This is a genomic window from Pedobacter sp. NJ-S-72 (assembly GCF_053890575.1).
Map to the genome: position 1 here is coordinate 948,728 of NZ_CM132681.1, position 17,757 is coordinate 966,484.

At 39.3% G+C, this 17,757-nt stretch carries 17 protein-coding genes and 5 pseudogenes; 11 read left to right on the forward strand and 11 right to left on the reverse strand.

Annotated elements, in window-relative coordinates:
• The first annotated feature begins 243 nt into the window (after positions 1-243).
• From ACWYN3_RS06200 to ACWYN3_RS06210, 3 genes and pseudogenes are all read left to right on the forward strand, one after another.
• A pseudogene (locus ACWYN3_RS06200) lies at positions 244-1,259 on the forward strand (exonuclease domain-containing protein).
• Positions 1,260-1,316: 57 nt separating this feature from the next.
• Positions 1,317-2,969, forward strand: a complete 1,653-nt coding sequence (locus ACWYN3_RS06205; protein WP_456220352.1) for a M1 family metallopeptidase — start codon at positions 1,317-1,319, stop codon at positions 2,967-2,969.
• Positions 2,970-2,989: 20 nt separating this feature from the next.
• Positions 2,990-3,184: a hypothetical protein gene (locus ACWYN3_RS06210; protein ID WP_456220353.1), complete on the forward strand. Its 195-nt coding sequence runs from the start codon at positions 2,990-2,992 to the stop codon at positions 3,182-3,184.
• Between the two features lie 23 nt (positions 3,185-3,207).
• Here ACWYN3_RS06210 and queG read toward each other — a convergent pair whose 3' ends face one another.
• Positions 3,208-4,158, reverse strand: a complete 951-nt coding sequence (gene queG / locus ACWYN3_RS06215) for a tRNA epoxyqueuosine(34) reductase QueG (protein WP_456222904.1) — start codon at positions 4,156-4,158, stop codon at positions 3,208-3,210.
• A 313-nt stretch (positions 4,159-4,471) separates the two neighbouring features.
• Here queG and ACWYN3_RS06220 point away from each other — a divergent pair, with 313 nt between their 5' ends.
• The gene (locus ACWYN3_RS06220; RefSeq protein ID WP_456220354.1) at positions 4,472-4,681 is read left to right on the forward strand and encodes a hypothetical protein; all 210 of its coding nucleotides are present in this window, start codon (positions 4,472-4,474) and stop codon (positions 4,679-4,681) included.
• Positions 4,682-4,728: 47 nt separating this feature from the next.
• On the opposite strand, the gene ACWYN3_RS06225 is transcribed toward ACWYN3_RS06220, so the two are convergent.
• The 4 genes and pseudogenes from ACWYN3_RS06225 to pdxH all read right to left on the reverse strand — a co-directional run bounded on the left by ACWYN3_RS06225 (position 4,729) and on the right by pdxH (position 8,940).
• Positions 4,729-6,237, reverse strand: coding sequence for a GNAT family N-acetyltransferase (locus tag ACWYN3_RS06225; RefSeq protein ID WP_456220355.1), 1,509 nt, complete (start codon positions 6,235-6,237; stop codon positions 4,729-4,731).
• Between the two features lie 124 nt (positions 6,238-6,361).
• A pseudogene (gene ruvB, locus ACWYN3_RS06230) lies at positions 6,362-7,386 on the reverse strand (Holliday junction branch migration DNA helicase RuvB).
• 9 nt (positions 7,387-7,395) lie between these two features.
• On the reverse strand, positions 7,396-8,286 hold the full coding sequence (locus tag ACWYN3_RS06235) for a 3-hydroxybutyryl-CoA dehydrogenase (RefSeq protein ID WP_456220356.1): 891 nt from the start codon (positions 8,284-8,286) through the stop codon (positions 7,396-7,398).
• A 9-nt stretch (positions 8,287-8,295) separates the two neighbouring features.
• Positions 8,296-8,940 carry a pyridoxamine 5'-phosphate oxidase gene (gene pdxH / locus ACWYN3_RS06240; RefSeq protein ID WP_456220357.1) on the reverse strand — a complete coding sequence of 215 codons (645 nt, stop codon included), beginning with the start codon at positions 8,938-8,940 and terminating at the stop codon, positions 8,296-8,298.
• 111 nt (positions 8,941-9,051) lie between these two features.
• Here pdxH and ACWYN3_RS06245 point away from each other — a divergent pair, with 111 nt between their 5' ends.
• Positions 9,052-9,462, forward strand: a complete 411-nt coding sequence (locus tag ACWYN3_RS06245) for a YqgE/AlgH family protein (RefSeq protein WP_456220358.1) — start codon at positions 9,052-9,054, stop codon at positions 9,460-9,462.
• Positions 9,463-9,649: 187 nt separating this feature from the next.
• On the opposite strand, the gene ACWYN3_RS06250 is transcribed toward ACWYN3_RS06245, so the two are convergent.
• The 4 genes from ACWYN3_RS06250 to ACWYN3_RS06265 are packed head-to-tail and all read right to left on the reverse strand — an operon-like array spanning position 9,650 to position 11,169.
• Entirely contained in the window at positions 9,650-10,057 is a 408-nt protein-coding gene (locus ACWYN3_RS06250; RefSeq protein WP_456220359.1) for a PA14 domain-containing protein, read from the reverse strand.
• A complete protein-coding gene (locus ACWYN3_RS06255) occupies positions 10,024-10,425 on the reverse strand; it encodes a hypothetical protein (protein ID WP_456220360.1) in 402 nt (133 codons plus the stop codon). Before ACWYN3_RS06255 ends, ACWYN3_RS06250 begins: the two co-directional genes overlap by 34 nt.
• A gap of 26 nt (positions 10,426-10,451) precedes the next feature.
• Positions 10,452-10,979 carry an alpha/beta hydrolase gene (locus ACWYN3_RS06260; RefSeq protein WP_456220361.1) on the reverse strand — a complete coding sequence of 176 codons (528 nt, stop codon included), beginning with the start codon at positions 10,977-10,979 and terminating at the stop codon, positions 10,452-10,454.
• The gene (locus tag ACWYN3_RS06265; RefSeq protein ID WP_456220362.1) at positions 10,951-11,169 is read right to left on the reverse strand and encodes a hypothetical protein; all 219 of its coding nucleotides are present in this window, start codon (positions 11,167-11,169) and stop codon (positions 10,951-10,953) included. Before ACWYN3_RS06265 ends, ACWYN3_RS06260 begins: the two co-directional genes overlap by 29 nt.
• Positions 11,170-11,788: 619 nt before the next feature.
• Here ACWYN3_RS06265 and ACWYN3_RS06270 point away from each other — a divergent pair.
• A complete protein-coding gene (locus ACWYN3_RS06270; RefSeq protein WP_456220363.1) occupies positions 11,789-11,965 on the forward strand; it encodes a hypothetical protein in 177 nt (58 codons plus the stop codon).
• A gap of 44 nt (positions 11,966-12,009) precedes the next feature.
• The gene (locus ACWYN3_RS06275) at positions 12,010-12,273 is read left to right on the forward strand and encodes a DinB family protein (RefSeq protein WP_456220364.1); all 264 of its coding nucleotides are present in this window, start codon (positions 12,010-12,012) and stop codon (positions 12,271-12,273) included.
• A 536-nt stretch (positions 12,274-12,809) separates the two neighbouring features.
• On the opposite strand, the pseudogene purE reads toward ACWYN3_RS06275, so the two are convergent.
• Positions 12,810-13,299, reverse strand: a pseudogene (gene purE / locus ACWYN3_RS06280) (5-(carboxyamino)imidazole ribonucleotide mutase).
• Positions 13,299-14,437: pseudogene (locus tag ACWYN3_RS06285) on the reverse strand (5-(carboxyamino)imidazole ribonucleotide synthase). The pseudogenes purE and ACWYN3_RS06285 overlap by 1 nt, the downstream one beginning before the upstream one ends.
• 218 nt (positions 14,438-14,655) lie before the next feature.
• Between ACWYN3_RS06285 and ACWYN3_RS06290 the strand changes: the two are divergent.
• From ACWYN3_RS06290 to ACWYN3_RS06305, 4 genes and pseudogenes are all read left to right on the forward strand, one after another.
• Positions 14,656-15,847 (forward strand): annotated as a pseudogene (locus ACWYN3_RS06290) (NAD(P)/FAD-dependent oxidoreductase).
• A gap of 9 nt (positions 15,848-15,856) precedes the next feature.
• Positions 15,857-16,099: a hypothetical protein gene (locus tag ACWYN3_RS06295; RefSeq protein ID WP_456223354.1), complete on the forward strand. Its 243-nt coding sequence runs from the start codon at positions 15,857-15,859 to the stop codon at positions 16,097-16,099.
• The gene (locus ACWYN3_RS06300) at positions 16,011-16,469 is read left to right on the forward strand and encodes a DEAD/DEAH box helicase (RefSeq protein ID WP_456220365.1); all 459 of its coding nucleotides are present in this window, start codon (positions 16,011-16,013) and stop codon (positions 16,467-16,469) included. Before ACWYN3_RS06295 ends, ACWYN3_RS06300 begins: the two co-directional genes overlap by 89 nt.
• 38 nt (positions 16,470-16,507) lie before the next feature.
• Positions 16,508-17,752, forward strand: a complete 1,245-nt coding sequence (locus ACWYN3_RS06305; RefSeq protein WP_456222905.1) for a helicase-related protein — start codon at positions 16,508-16,510, stop codon at positions 17,750-17,752.
• Positions 17,753-17,757 lie beyond the last annotated feature (5 nt).

Sequence of the window (17,757 nt, forward strand, 5' to 3'; positions counted from 1 at the left end):
GCAGGGCCTGTAAAAGATTAAAATTGATATAAAAAATATAGATGGAAGCCACAAAACACGAAATATCATTTTGGACTAAGTATAAGAAATTCGCTACTACCGAAATATTAATGTATCTTATTATGATAATTGGTATAGGTTTAGGAATTGTTTTCCTGAGTTAAAATGAAATTTACGCTGCCAAAGAAGTAAATTACGTGAAATTGCATTACCCTCTGACCCATTAAAAAACTAATAAAATAGATGAAATTAAATCTAATCCGTCCTCTTGCTTTTTTTGATCTGGAAACTACCGGAGTTAACGTAGGTTCTGATCGTATCGTTGAAATTGCAATTTTAAAAGCTATGCCAGATGGATCTGAGCTGGTAAAAACATTACGCATTCATCCAGAAATGCCAATCCCGTTGCAATCTTCATTGATTCACGGAATTTATGATGAGCATATTGCTGATGCCCCTAAATTTAGAGAAGTAGCTGCGGAAATTGCCGGATTTATTGGTGATGCTGACCTTGCAGGTTATAATTCAAACCGCTTCGATATTCCTGTATTATTGGAAGAATTTCTAAGAGTTGGTGTAGATTTTGACATGACCGGCAGAAAGTTTGTTGATGTACAAAATGTATTCCACCAAATGGAGCAACGTACTTTGCGTGCTGCTTATAAATTCTACTGTGATAAAGATATTATCAATGCACACTCTGCAGAAGCAGATATTAAAGCTACTTATCATGTATTATTAGCACAGCTGGATCGTTATGAAAATGTAGATTTTGAAGATAAACAAGGTAATATCTCTCAGCCAGTTAAAAATGATGTAGACTCGCTTCATGCTTTTACAAACATGAACAAACCTGTTGATTTTGCAGGAAGAATGGTCTTCAACGAAAATGATGAAGAGGTGTTTAATTTCGGAAAACATAAAAACAAGACAGTAGAAATGTATTTGACACTGAGCCTAGTTATTATGCCTGGATGAAACAAGGTGATTTCCCATTATATACAAAGAAAAAACTAGAAGAAATCTGGACACGCTGGAACAAGAAAAAGGAATTAAGCAGAGCTGCTAAAATGCCTTCAGCACCAAGACCAGCGGAACAGGCTAATCCTGTAAAACCTAAGCCTGTAGCAGCACAGCCAAGGCCACAACAAACCGGAGGGCAAGTAAGACAGCCTGCTCCACAGCCTAAAAAAGAGAAACCAGCGGTGAATGTCACGCCTGATATGCTCGAACAATTAAAAATGAAATTCGGAAAATAAACAAATGAAAACCTGCATTATTGTCTGTAATGCAGGTTTTTTACATAAATTCAGCAAATGAAGAAAATAACAATGCTCAGCTTATTTAGTATGATAGGACTGAGCGTTTTTGCACAACAGAGTTTGCCGGTTCCTCCGGAATTTCAGCAGGCCTATACAAAAGGGACAAGAGCCGTGAATGGCAGGCCAGGTTTGAAGTACTGGCAAAATACTGCTGATTATGATCTTAAAGTAGATTTTGATCCGGTATCAGGATTGTTAAAAGGTACTGTCGATGTAATTTATAAGAACCAGAGTCCTGATACGTTGAAGGAAGTTTGGTTTAAGCTATATCCAAATTTGTATAAAGACGGGAGCCCCCGTGCATCTAAGGTTGCTGATAAAGATTTGGGCGAAGGTGTAAAGATTGGTTCATTATCAATTAATGATAAATCGGTTTCGGCTGCTGCGCTGAATATTGACGGAACAAATATGCACACTTCAATTGCTGCATTGGCTCCTGGTAAAAGTATCAAAGTTAAGATTGCCTACGAGTATACACTCAACAAAGGTTCACATAACAGAACTGGTATGGTGGATGAAGGTTCTTATTTTGTTGCTTATTTCTTTCCCCGGATCACTGTTTATGATGATATAGATGGCTGGAACAAGTATCCTTACCTGGGAGACGCCGAATTTTATAACGATTTCTGTACTTTCAAAGCCGCTGTAACGGTTCCTAAAGATTATGTAATCTGGGCAACCGGAGATCTGATGAACGCTAAAAACGTGCTGCAAAAGAAAATCGCTGACAGAATTACGTTAGCTGAACAGGTGGATAGTGTGGTTAACGTAATTAATGATAACGATCTTGCTACGCATACAGTTACTAAAAATCAGGATTTTAACACGTGGAAATTTGAAGCGAAGAATGTGACTGATTTTGTATTTGCTACAAGTAATCACTATTTATGGAAATCCAGCAGTTTGGTAGTTGATCCAAAAACCAGGAGAAGAACCCGTGTAGATGCTGCATTTAATCCAATTCACAAGGATTATTATGAAGTGATAGATTTTGCCCGTAAATCTGTGGAGGCCATGAGTTATAAATTCCCTAAATGGCCATATCCTTATGCGCATGAGACTGTTTTTGATGGTCTTGACCAGATGGAATATCCTATGATGGTCAATGATAATCCTGTTGATAAACGTGAAAATGCGATTACCTTAACTATCCATGAAATTTTTCATACCATGTTTCCTTTTTACATGGGAATCAATGAGACTAAATATGGCTGGATGGATGAGGGATGGGCAACTATAGGGGAGTGGTTAAATTCTCCACTGATCGATTCTACGATGGTTGACTTATATGGTATACAGCCTACAGGATTCAGTTCTGGTACAAAAGATGATACACCTGTTATGACACTTACCCCGGATTTAAAAGGGGCGGGCTCTTTTACAAATTCTTATCCTAAACCTGCTTTAGGTTATTTATTTGTTAAGGATTATTTAGGTGATGAGTTGTTTACCAAAGCATTACATCATTATATTGAGGCTTGGAATGGTAAACATCCTATGCCATTTGACTTCTTCTATAGTATGAATGAAGGAGCTGGGAAGAACATGGATTGGTTCTGGAAACGCTGGTTCTTTGACGAGGGTGAAATTGATCTGGGAATTGTTGCTGCTGCTGATAAACTGATGATGGTTATACTTTTAAAGTAGAAAACAAAAGTCTTAAGCCTTTGCCGGTTGATCTGACATTAACTTATGATGATAATTCTACTGAAAAACTGCATTGGAGCATAGGTGTGTGGGAAAAACCAGTACAGGAGATCTCTATTCCTTTTAAAACGAATAAAAAAATAAAGAAAATCGTGATTGGAAGTACTTATGTACCGGACAAAAACGATTACAATAACATTTTGTCAGTTAAATAAGCTCACCAGAGCGCTGCCAATTATTAACTTTCATCAGGAATCTGCCTGATGAAATCAATATTGCGGGTTAAGCCTTTAAACTTAGTCCGCTTTACTGCCGAATTTTTAAAGATCTGCTTAAATACATCTTCGGTGATATCCAGCCAGTCTTCACGCTTCATCCCCAGTAGATTCTCATTTGGTTTAAATTGTGGTTCTGTATGGGGAACAGAAAATCTGTTCCAGGGACATACATCCTGACAAATATCACAGCCAAACATCCAGTTATCCATTTTATCATCAAAGCTTTTAGGAATTTCTTCTCTTAACTCAATAGTAAGATAGGAGATGCACTTAGTGGCGTCAATAATGAAAGGGGACAGGATCGCATCAGTTGGACAGGCATCAATACATTTGGTACAGGTTCCACAGTGATCAGTGGCAAAGGGTTCATCATATATAAGATCAAGGTCTATGATCAGTTCTGCTAAAAAGAAGAATGATCCGCTTTTTTTTTTACTGATAATATTGCTGTTTTTACCAATCCAGCCTATACCTGCACGTTTCGCCCATGCACGGTCAAGTACGGGAGCAGAATCAACAAAGGCTCTGCCGCTTACCTCGCCTATATTTTCTTCGATGAAATTGAGCAATAAGAAGAGTTTGTCTTTAATGACAGTGTGATAGTCGGCTCCGTAAGCGTATTTGGAGATTTTTGGTGCATCAGGATCACTTTGATGTTCTTCGGGAAAGTAATTGAGTGTAAGGGAAATAACTGATTTTGCATCATCAACAAGAAGTGTCGGATTCAGTCTTTTGTCAAAATGGTTTTCCATATAACTCATTTGACCATGACGGTTATCTTTTAACCACTTTTCAAGTCTGGGTGCTTCTTCTTCTAAAAAGCCTGCCTTGGCTATACCACATTGCATGAAGCCTAGTCTTAAGGCTTCATCTTTGATCAGCTGGCTGTATTTAGAAGGGTTGTTGTACATTTCTGAGTCAAAGGTAAGTATCTGTATCCTCAAATAAAACCAATAAGTTTGTGATATATCAGACATCTGTAAGGCATCTATGTTGGGAGGGGGTTGGAAGGGCGAATCGCCCTTCCAACCCCCTCCCAACATAGATCACTCATAGAGCTTAACTGTTACCAGTTTTTACCCGATGTAATTCAGGTACTGATTTTACTTGATGCTATTTAAACTTTTTGTTGATTGTGTTGTTCTCTAGGTAAACATAACTTGTTGTTCAGCACCTGGTCAATGGTGAAATTTATTCTTTAAGACTAAAACTAAACTGTTAATTATGGAAAATGAAGAACCTCATTTTGAGGAAAATCCCGAAAATAAACCCAGAGAGATAGAAACTGATTACCCGAAACATAAGGAAGATCCGGGGCCATCACCGCAAGCGGTAAATGAATTTGATGATAAAGGAGCAGGGCCGGTAATTAAATGGGGGGTACCCATTATTATAGTACTCCTGCTCATCTATTGGTTATTTTTACGTAAGTAATCGCTGGATTACTTACGTAAAAAAATATTAGTTTATGAACAGAATAACTATTTAAGTAAACGAACCTCGTAAAGGTCTGTACGGCGGTCTTTTAGTATTTTTACAGTACCGAAATGGTGTAATTCATCCAGTAAATGCAGGTCAACATCTACAACAAGCATCATTTCTGTGTTTGGAGTAGTTTCAGCTTTTACTGCATTGGTGGGAAAGGCAAAATCTGAAGGGGTAAATACAGCCGACTGTGCGAATTGTATATCCATATTATTCACTTTTGGTAAGTTACCTACACAACCAGCAATAGCTACGTAACATTCGTTTTCTATGGCTCTGGCCTGTGCACATCTTCTAACCCTGGTATAACCATTTTGAGTATCTGTAAGGAATGGAACAAACAGGATTTGCATTCCCTGGTCAGCATAAATACGGCTTAGTTCGGGGAATTCAACGTCATAACAGATCAGGATTCCAATTTTACCGCAATCGGTATCGAAAACCTGTATTTTGTCACCACCTACCATACCGTAATATTTCAATTCGTTAGGGGTGATATGAATTTTTCTGTACTCTTCTGTTTTTCCGCTTCTGTGACACAAATAGGTTGCGTTGTAAAGTTTATTGTTTTCCAGAATCGGCATACTGCCGGAGATTACGTTTACGTTGTAAGATACAGCGTAGCTTTGGATCTTTTCTACAATTTCGGGGGTTAGTTCTGCGAGCTTGCGCATCGCCTCCATTTCTGGTAAATGATTGTAAGGTTGTAAAAGCGGGGTATTGAAAAGTTCAGGGAACATGATGAAATCGGACTTATAACCGCTCACAGCGTCTACAAAAAACTCCACTTGTTCATAAAAAGCATCCATATCCGGGAAAAGACGCATTTGCCATTGTACGAGTCCTATTCGAATTGTTTTTGCTGAACGGGCCGAAGCATCAACGCCCTGATAATAGATATTATTCCATTCAATCAGTGTGGCAAACTCTTTAGACTCATGGTCTCCGGGAAGATAGTTTTTTAAGACTTTTCTGACGTGGAAATCATTTGATATCTGGAAAGTAAGGGTAGGATCATAGATCTCTTTTGCTTTAACCTTGTCTATATATTGTCTCGGGCTCAGCTTGTCAGCATGTTCGTGATAGCCTGGAATACGGCCGCCGGCGATAATACTTTTTAGATTCAGGCTTTCACAAAGCTCTTTTCTTGCTTCATATAATCTGCGGCCTAATCTTAAGCCTCTGTATTCAGGAGAAACAAAGATCTCAATCCCATATAAAGTATCACCATTAGGGTCATGGGTAGAGAAAGTATAACCACCCGTAATCATTTGATAGGTATGTTTATCACCATACTCATCATAATTTACGATTAAGGCAAGTGAACAGGCCACTACTTTATCGTCTACAGCAATACAGAGCTGGCCTTCGGGAAATAGTTTGAGTAATTTAGCGATGGTCTGTTTACTCCAGATCTGGCCACCAAGGGTATCATATGCCTGCTCCATTGACTCCTTCAGGTCGTCATAATCTTCCAGAGTCAGTTTTCTTGTTTCAATATTCATGTGCGTTATTTTAAAGCCAATTATTGCTTATAAATGGTCAATGAAGACATTTATAAGCAATAAAGAAATGAAGGGTCTAATTTACCTGTTCATATACATAAATGGTGCCTTAAAAGCACATTTCTTAAAATAATTTGCCTGACTGTGCCTGGTATTGTCTTTTAAGATGTTTGTAAGCAGCTTCAGTCACTTCTCTTCCGCGTGAGGTACGCGCATCATATAACCTTCCTGAATCAGGAAAGGCTCATATACTTCTTCAATGGTTCCTTCATCTTCACCAACAGCGGTTGCAATGGTTTTCAGACCAACCGGGCCACCTTTAAACTTATCAATGATTGTAAGCAGGATTTTATTATCCATTTCATCCAGTCCATGTTCATCGACATTTAAAGCTGTTAGCGCATATTTTGCGATAGTCGTATCGATGGTCCCATTTCCTTTGATTTGTGCAAAATCCCTTGTTCTTCTCAGTAGGGCATTAGCAATCCTTGGTGTACCACGGCTGCGGCGTGCGATTTCATAAGCACCTTCTTCCGTGATCGGTGTTTTAAGGATTTCTGATGAACGCAGCACGATAGTTGTCAGCAGTTTTGCATCATAATAAGCCAGTCTGGAGTTAATACCAAACCTAGCGCGAAGCGGAGCTGTTAACAGACCAGAACGTGTAGTAGCGCCAACCAGCGTAAAGGGATTTAGTGTAATCTGAACAGAACGGGCATTAGGCCCGCTCTCCAGCATTATATCAATTTTAAAATCCTCCATAGCAGAATACAAATATTCTTCAACCAGAGGGCTTAAACGGTGTATTTCGTCAATAAAAAGTATATCTCCGGTTTCCAGGTTAGTCAAAAGGCCGGCCAGGTCACCAGGTTTATCGAGTACCGGGCCGGAAGTCACTTTAATCCCTACACTCATTTCGTTGGCGATAATGTAAGAAAGCGTTGTTTTTCCTAATCCCGGAGGGCCGTGAAGCAGTACATGGTCTAAAGGTTCGCCCCGCAGTTTTGCTGCTTTAACGAAGATCTTTAAGTTTTCCATGATTTTTTCCTGACCAGTGAAATCTTCAAAAGCCTGGGGGCGCAAGACCTTCTCTATGTCCCTTTCAATGGGTGACAGGCTTTCTGAAGAGGCATCAAGGTTTTCGTTCATTTTGTAAAGTTAAGATAAAAACTTAGCTGCTGGTTTCGCCTCTTTCACACCATTGGCATAATCGTAGAATCCTTCTCCTGATTTCACCCCTTTTTTGCCAGCCATAACCATGTTCACTAAAAGAGGGCATGGGGCATACTTAGGGTTGCCGAATCCTTTATGTAATACATTCAGGATTGCCATGCAGACATCAAGTCCGATGAAATCTGCCAGTTGCAGCGGGCCCATAGGATGGGCCATACCCAATTTCATCACTGTATCTATTTCTTCAACACCAGCGACACCTTCAAATAAAGTATAAATAGCTTCATTGATCATTGGCATTAGGATGCGGTTAGCTACAAATCCAGGATAATCATTTACTTCAACAGGAGCTTTACCCAGTTTCTCTGATAGACTCATTACCAATGAAGTAGTCTCGTCTGATGTTGCATATCCACGAATCACTTCCACCAATTTCATTACAGGTACAGGGTTCATGAAATGCATTCCGATTACCTTTTCTCCTCTGCTGGTCACAGAAGCAATATGCGTAATGGAGATAGAAGAAGTATTGCTGGCTAATATGGCATCTGGTTTTGCATAAGCATCAAGGTCTCTGAAGATTTTCAGCTTAAGATCAAGGTTTTCAGTAGCAGCCTCAACGATAAGATCCGCTTCGGAAACACCTGATTTCAGATCTGTAAAAGTAGTTATATTCTGTAATGTTTTTGTTTTATTCTGCTCAGTTATTGTTCCTTTAGTTACTTGTCTGTCAAGGTTTTTACTAACTGTACTTAATCCTTTGTTTAATGCTTCCTGATTAATGTCAACCAGATTTACCTGGTATCCAAATTGTGCAAAAGTATGTGCGATACCATTTCCCATGGTACCAGATCCGATTACTGCTATTTTAGTCATTTTATTTATTTAAGGTGCTAGTCTGTTAATTGTCCATACGCCATTGACGCTGGTATAAGTTATCCGGTCATGTAAACGGCTTGGGCGGCCCTGCCAGAACTCTATGTGTTCAGGTTTAAGGATGTATCCTCCCCAATGTTCAGGGCGGGGGACTTCTGTCTCCTGGTAAGTTGTAGTAAGTTCCTGTACACGGTTTTCTAAAATCTCCCTGTTGGGGATGACCGTACTTTGCGGAGAGGCAGTAGCTCCAATCTGGCTTCCTTTAGGGCGGGAATGAAAATAAGCAGAAGAAACCTCTTCTGAGGTCTTAGTTACAATACCTTCGATTCTTACCTGTCTTTCCAGTTCAGGCCAAAAGAACTGCATAGCAGCCTGAGGGTTTTCCTGTAAATTCTGACCTTTTTTACTGTTATAATTGGTAAAAAACACGAAACCATTCTCATCAAATCCCTTTAAAAGTAAAATACGGGACGACGGTTTCCCCGAAATTGAGGCAGTAGCCAGTGTCATTACATTTGGCTCATACAATTTAGCGTCAATTGCATCTTTGAACCATTTTCCAAATTGTGTGATTGGATTTCTGTCGATATCACCCTCTGCAAGTTCAGCAGCGCGGTAATCCTGTCTTAGGTTTTGAATATTTTCTTTGGTCAACTCCTTTCACACAAAAATAGTCTTTAGTTTATTTAAAATTATAAGTAATTTTCCGTTATGATAAGTCGATTAGCACCCTCAGCCGGTAAACTGCTTGTTTCAGAACCATTTTTGAATGATCCCAACTTCTCGCGCTCAGTAGTTTTCCTAACAGAGCACAGTGAACTTGGAACACTTGGTTTTGTGATAAACCAGCCAAGCCTCCTTCTTTTGGGAGACCTCATTCAGGATATTGGCGGACCAGCCTTCCCCGTTTGCTATGGAGGTCCTGTAGCGACCGATACTATCCATTTCATCCACCGATGCCCCGAGAAAATCCCGGGTGGCGAAGAAATAGCTAAAGGAATCTTCTGGGGAGGTAACTTCGAGAGTTTTATGGCCCTTATGGGCAAAGGCGAACTGACCAAAGACGAAGTGAAAATCTTTGTTGGTTATTCTGGCTGGGAAGGAGCACAGCTCAAGGCTGAGATGGAAGAAAACACCTGGATGGTTTCCGATCAATACGACGATTCAGAGATATGATCTCTCTCTACCGATGCCGAGCAGCTCTGGAAAGAAGTCATCATTCATCTCGGCCCTAAATATGCCCACATCAGTAATTTTCCAAAGAACCCTAACTTAAACTAAACAATTTATAATTTTTATTTTTCCTGACAGTTTTTATGATCAGCAGCGGACTTCATATTCGGATTAATTTTTAAAGCTGAATTTAGTTCTTCCCGTATTGAAGTGCCAGTGGGATTGGTGTGGACTTCATCGTTTCGATAGTTGCAGGCGTAAGGTATTCAAGGTTTAACATAGCCCCACCATCTTTTTGGAAATATTCTTCACGAACCGGATAAAATCCTTTTTTCAATGGAATAATATAAGTCTTAATATTATCATCACCATGTAAATCATCATGATTGATTAATAGTTGGTTGCTAAGATAAAACTTAGATCCATCATCACTATTTAACATAAACAGGTAGTAACCATCTTCTTTCACCTCTAGTTGTCCTGAAATCACCAGCGCAAAATTGTTTTGGGCTGGCAGCTTATCTAAACTAAAGTTAGAATCTATTTTACCAGTTTTCACTGGTTTCAGACTTTTAAAAAATCGGGCAATTTTTCCCATTTGCCCTCATAATAAGCATAATCAAATCCACCATTTTTCATATTTGCAGCCAATTTACCAGAAGGCAGGTAGGTACCAGTCTTAAAATTCGCAGAGAAAGATCTATCATACTTACCCCGGCTCGTAAATTGTTTTGTCGTTACCCTGCCAGCGGAGTACATCATGATTTCCTTTTTTACTGGAGCAGAATTTAGTGTAGGTTCAGTGCCATCAGTGGTGTATTTTACACCAATTGTATCACCAAAAAACCACATTTTAACAGGCTTATCTTTTAACATAATCCCCTCCATTGGATGAATAACAATATATTTTGCTTTGTATCCGGCATAACTAAATTTCAGTCCATCATAAATGCTTTTAAGTTTCACCGAACCATGGGTTTCATCGGGGTAGGCTAGACTTTCCAGTTAAGGCCAGCCGGGGCTGTCTTTTTGAGCAAACTATCCATAGGAGGGATGGCCATTTCCTTAAAATCATTTCCTTCACGGCCTGAGATATACAAAGATTTCTTTAAATAGCTAAGACTCCCAAGCTTACCAGAAGCCATTTTTACCATTACCATCTTGTCCCACCAAAAACTTGGATCGGCTGCGATATAAGATTCAAAAAGCTGAGGCTCTGTGAGCAAAGCATAAGTAACAAACACACCACCAAAGGAGTGGCCAAAAAGCGTATTATTACCATCAGACGGATAAGTTTTATTTACAAAAGGTATCAGCTCATCCTTGAAAAAGCTTAAAAACTTATCAGCCCCACCTGATGTTTTTGTATTCCCGACGTGTGTAGGTAAAAAATCCCTGTTTCGGTCAGTATTCAAAACCCCAACAACAATCGTTGGCGGCATATAACCTTCATTCTCTATAAAATGCTGTATATCATATAATAACTTGGTATTACTCCCCATCGAGTACATAAATAACATTATACTTATCTATTGTCCCCTTTTTATATTTTTCAGGTAAAATCACTTGTATTAATCTTTTTTCCTTTAATATAACTGAGTTAATAGAATCCCGTTTACCTGGTAAATCCTGTGCTGATACGCTCAGGGCAAATAAATTAAAAACACCACCTATCATTAACAGTAGGACAAGACAATATTTATTTTTCATCTTAAAAGATTTTGTGAATACACGATTATAAGTATAAGACATTTTAGCCAATAACATGTTACACCAATAATAACTATGAATACCAACTATGAACACTAGTCAAGAACACAGGCCCGGATAGGTCAGAGAGATTCATAGTGGTTAATTCGGGAAATGGTAAGATTGCATTGCGGAGTCTATCTGATTTCCATTATGTTTCTTCAAGTAATAACATAGGTTCCCTGGCCTGTTGGCGTATAGTATTGAAGATTGGGAAGGATTTGAATGGATTATATGAGCAAATGGAAAAGTTGTTGCTTTAAGAGGAAGTAGCGGGGGCATTTCCAGTGAAAATGGTGAAAGAGACATAACCTGTAATCACAATAAAGAATCTGCTTATGAATACTTTTTAATAGAGGTGGTTCCGAAGTAAATTATACCCTAAAAAAGCTGGATTCATTTCGTTTATTTGATTTGAGTCCTGCTTTTTGTTTTTAATATGAAAAGTCTATCCTTAAAAGTTTATGCAAAGTCAGGTGGTATAGAGAAATATCATTCTAAAAAAAATATATTTTGTCTGCTGACATACTGTTGTCATTGAGTGGTTATAGTTTTACGGTATAAAAATAAATATAAAACTATGAACACAACCACAGAACAAGTAATCAATACAACAGAATTACTGGCACATTGGCAAGGACACCGTAACTTAACCCGCAAAGTGATAGAAGCTTTTCCTGAAAAAGAACTTTTTAATTATTCAATAGGTGGTATGCGCAATTTTGCCGGAATGGTTATGGAACTGCTGGCTATATAGGCGGGCCAGGGGTACAAGAAATCGCAACTGATACGGTTAACGAATTGAATGAACATTTTGAAGGCGTAAACCAGAAAGAGCAATTGCTGGAATTGTGGGATGAGGCAACAGAAACGATTAATACATATTGGGCACAAATTCCTGCCGAAAAATTTTCAAAGAAGATCGCTCTTTTTGGTAAATACGAAGGAACAGTTTGGTCTTCCATTTTATATTTTATAGATAATGAAATTCATCATCGGGGGCAGGGTTATGTATATCTGCGTAGTTTGGGTATCGAACCTCCATTCTTTTGGGACAGACCCTGATCTGCCAAATTTTAAACACCAACTAAGGGCGTCATCTATAAGGCATGTACCAAGAACACCAACTAAGGGCGTCATCTATAAGGCATGTACCAAGAACACCAACTAAGGGCGTCATCTATAAGGCGTCTACCAAGAACACCAACTAAGGGCGTCATCTATAAGGCGTCTACCAAGAACACCAACTGGCTTCATCTATAAGGCATGTACCAAGAACACCAACTAAGGGCGTCATCTATAAGGCGTCTACCAAGAACACCAACTAAGGGCGTCATCTATAAGGCATGTACCAAGAACACCAACTAAGGGCGTCATCTATAAGGCATGTACCAAGAACACCAACTAAGGGCGTCATCTATAAGGCGTCTACCAAGAACACCAACTAAGGGCTTCATCTATAAGGCATCTACCAAGAACACCGGCCCAGATTGGAAAAACCATAGAAATTAAAAAAAACCGTCTTGTAGTTTTCTGGCATCAGTACCCTGAAAGGGGACGTAGCCAGAAAACTACAAGACGGTTTTTTAATCTGATATTTTTTACGAACCCAGCTCGAGGGCGGATTCTTCAACTTTCCTTCTCAACTCATCCTTGTACCCCTGCATCTTAACAGCAAGACTATCATCCCCCGTCGACAAGATCTGTACCGCAAGCAACCCCGCATTTTTCGCCGCATTAAGCGCAAACAGTAGCAACAGGAATCCCGTTCGGCATTTGTAAAATCGACAAGATCGAATCCCATCCATCAATACTATTAGAACTCTTCACAGGAACCCCGATCACAGGTAAAACAGTAATTGAAGCAACCATACCAGGTAAATGCGCAGCACCACCAGCACCAGCAATAATAACCTTCAACCCCCTTGATGCAGCTTCTTTTGCGTAGCTGAACATTCTTTCAGGCGTACGGTGAGCTGAAACTACCGTCATTTCGAATTCAACTCCAAATTCCTTTAAAATATCAGCCGCATCGTTCATGATGTTTAAATCAGATTTGCTGCCCATTATTATGCCTACCTTTGCGCTCATTAAGATATTACTTTTAGTGTTTCTTTAATAAAATTAGCCTTTTCAATAGCACTTTCCCGGTTTTGGTCTACAATAGTAATGTGCCCCATTTTGCGGAAAGGCTTCGTATATTTTTTACCATAAAGGTGTACGTACACACCATCTATCGCCATAATCTTTCAAGCCCCTGGTATTTTGCTACCCCATCATGTCCTTTTTCGCCAAGGACATTCAGCATTACCGCGTTATTGATCGCACGTGTATCGCCCAAAGGCAAGTTAAACACAGAACGTAAATGCTGGTCGAACTGAGATACATAATTGCCCTCTATCGTATGGTGACCACTATTATGTGGTCTTGGAGCCAATTCATTAACTAATATTTGTCCATCCTTAGTAATGAACATTTCTACGGCCAGTAAGCCAGTTATATTTAAAGCAGCAGCGATTTTTTTAGCAATCAATTCCGCTCTTTCCTGAATATGCTCAGGGTAAGTAGAAGGGGATATTAAAAATTCTACAAGATTCGCTTCCGCATTGAATTCCATTTCCACCATAGGAAAAGTCTTTACATCGCCATTAGAGTTTCTCGACACAATCACTGCGATTTCTTTTTCAAAATCGACAAGCTCCTCTATTAAACAAGGGCTGTCAAAAGCATTGTCCAGATCAGCAATAGTATTGATCTTCATTACACCCTTACCATCGTAACCATCCTTACGCTGTTTAAGCATATATGGGAAAGGAAAACTTGAATTTAATAAGTCCTCTTTAGTATTGGCCAGCTGAAAAGGAGCTGTAGGAATATCATTTTCTTTGAAAAATTGCTTCTGGATACCTTTATCCTGAATCAGGCGGATTACTCTGGCTTGCGGGAATACCATTTTGCCTTCTTTTTCCAGTTGTTCTAAAGCCTCAATATTCACCTTTTCAATTTCAATGGTGATTACATCTGCTTTTTTGCCGAATTTATATACTGTATCGAAATCAGTAATAGAGCCGCATTCAAAGTAGTTTGCCAGATGTTTGCAGGGAGCTTCATGATCAGGATCCAGAACCAGCGTAGTCAGATTATAATTAATGGCCTCCTGAATTAACATTCGCCCTAATTGTCCACCACCCAGAATACCTAATTTTAACTCACTTATTTGTTTTGCCATGTTGATATGAAAAAGTTATGCTTTACGCCTGTTTAAATTTACCTGATAATTTGTTTATGCTTCTTTTTAGCTGCAACTTCGTCCAATTCTATTCAGGTAGGAAAGCCACCAGAATAGAATTGAACTTTGTTTCGCTTAAAAATAAGCTGTAAACAATTTTATCATATAAACTTAAACAGGCTTTATTTTGCACAAAAATAACAATATAAACGGATTTGATGGAGGCTGATGCTATAATAATTGGGGCGGGCGCATGCGGATTGATGTGTGCAGTACAAGCCGGATACCTTGGTAAGAAGGTGATTATACTGGAAAAGGGAAGTAAAGCAGGGGCTAAAATATTAATCTCCGGAGGCGGCAGATGCAACTATACCAATATGTTTGCTACTGATGAACAGTTCATTTCAGGAAACAAACATTTTAGTAAATCAGCCTTTACACAGTGGACGGTTGCAGATACCATCAGCTTTTTTGAAACCTATGGGATCAATGGTAAAGAAAAAACACTGGGGCAATTATTTTCCTGAAGATAAGAATGCTAAAGACATTGTAGATGTATTTACAGAGCTATGTGCAGACTTCGGACAAGAAATAAAATGCAATGCCGATGTAACTGATATTATACAACATGACGGTTCTTATACGATCACTTATCAGCAATCAGGTAAAACATATACTTTAAATACCGCAAAATTAGTTATTGCAACAGGCGGCTTACCAATCCCGAAAATGGGGGCAACAGATTTCGCACTGCGTTTTGCCCGAAAAAACGGATTGAACATTATAGATACTGCGCCGGCTCTTGTTCCGCTTACGATTACAGGGAAAGGAGAAGACTGGTATGCACAATTATCAGGAAATTCAGTTTTTTGCGAAGTCAGTAATGCTCAAATATCATTTGAAGAGAATATTCTTTTCACCCATTGGGGATTAAGCGGGCCTGCAATTTTGCAAATCTCTTCCTACTGGCATCCTGGAGAAAGTATAAACATTAACCTGCTGCCCCACCAAGATATTACTGCAATCCTGGAAGAAGAAAGAAAATACAATGGAAAGACATTATTGTCTACCTTGATGAACAGATACTATGCAAAGAAGTTTACCGATGCGATGAGTAAATATCTGCCTGTAGATAAGCAGGTAGCATCGCTGACGAAAACCGAGCTGGAATTGATCCATCAGACTATTCACCTGTTTAAAGTCAAACCAGCAGGTGATAAAGGTTATGATAAGGCAGAAGTTATGCGGGGTGGAATAGATACAAACGAGCTGTCTTCTAAAACTCTTGAATGTAAAAAAATGCCCGGATTGTATTTTGGCGGGGAATGTGTAGATGTTACAGGCTGGCTTGGCGGATATAATTTTCAATGGGCATGGGCTTGCGGCTTTGTGATCGCACAAGGGATTTAGAGCATTTTTATGAACGAAACAGATGTTTTAAAACAATATTGGGGATTTAATTCATTCAGACCTTTACAGCAGGATATTATCCAGGCCGTACTGGAAGGGAAAGATGTGATGCGCGCTATTACCCACAGGGGGAGGGAAATCTTTATGTTTCCAGATCCCTGCGATGGTAAAAGAAGGGATTTGTATTGTTGTTTCACCACTTATCGCCCTGATGAAAGATCAGGTAGAGAATTTAAAGGCAAAAGGTATTAATGCAGTGGCTATTTATGCCGGAATGGGCAAAAGGGAGATAGATATTTTGCTTGATAACTGTATTTATGGCCCTGTCAAATTTCTTTACCTGTCACCAGAACGCTTGCTGTCTGACCTGGTCAGAACCCGGATCTCTTATATGAATGTCAACCTGTTTGCCATAGATGAAGCACATTGTATCTCCCAGTGGGGGTATGATTTCAGACCTTCATATATGCAGATCACTACCCTGCGGGAAATTCATCCCGAAGTTCCTTTTATAGCACTGACAGCTACTGCTACGGCTTTTGTCCGGAAAGATATCGTTGAGAAGCTGACACTTAAAGATCCAGAGATTTTTGTGCAGAGCTTTGCCCGTAAAAAAACCTGAGCTACGTAGTTTTTGGTCTCGAGGATAAATACAAAAAGCTGATTGATATTGTTACCAATGTAAAGGGCAGCGGACTTGTATATGTGCGTAACAGAAGAGAAACCTCAGAAGTTGCGCTTTTTCTGAAGAGAAATCAGATCGCTGCTGACTTTTATCATGCAGGGATAGAAAAAGACGAAAGATCAAGAAAACAAGAAGCATGGAAACAGAATAAAATCAGGGTAATGGTCGCTACCAATGCCTTTGGGATGGGGATAGATAAACCTGATGTACGTTTTGTAGTGCATCTTGACCTCCCGGAGAGTCTGGAAGCCTATTACCAGGAGGCTGGGCGTGGTGGCCGTGACGGGAAAAGAGCTTTTGCTGTTTTATTGGCCAATGCATCGGATCAGCTTGCGCTCAAAGCAAAATACACGGATAGTTTTCCATCCGTAGAAGAGATAAAAAAGACTTATCATTATCTTGGAAGCTATTTTCAGCTGGCTTATGGAGCAGGAGCAGGGGTTAACTTTAGTTTCGATCTGGCTGATTTCTGTAAAAAGTTTAAGCTGGGTGTGATTAAGACTATGGGTGCTTTGAAGTTTTTGGAACACGATGGTTATATCACGCTCTCTGAGAATATATTTTTGCCTTCACGTGTACTTTTTACAGCTGGAAATGAAGATGTTTACCGGTTTCAGATTGAGAATTCCGGTTATGATCCGCTGATCAAGACTATATTAAGATCTTATGGCGGAATGTTTGATCATTATGCCAACATCAGTGAAAGCGATATTGCAAAGAAATTAAAGATCTCATTTAATGATGTCGTGCGTCAGCTGAATAATTTACAGGACCAGGGATTAATTTCCTATCTTCCTCAAACAGATCAGCCGCAATTGCAGTTTATACTGGCCAGGGTAGATCTGCTTCATCTGGATACGGATGTGAAGTACATTGACCTTAGAAAAAAGATACAATCTGAACAGATTAACGCGGTTCTGGCTTATGCAGATACATTTATTTGCAGAAGTATCCAGTTATTATCTTATTTTGATGAACTAAATGCTGACCAATGCGGTGTATGTGATGTTTGTCTGGCGCAAAAGAGGAATGAAGATCTTGCAGAACTGGAAGATAAGATTGATTTTGAAATTGCGACGCTGGTTCAAACCGAACCCCGAATACTTGATGAGCTGATTAATCAGATCAAAACTGGTACCGATCAGGACAAGTTAAACCGCATTCGTGAGCTGTTAGATGCAGGTAAAATTAAAACAGACGGTAAAAACTATTACCTTTGACAAAC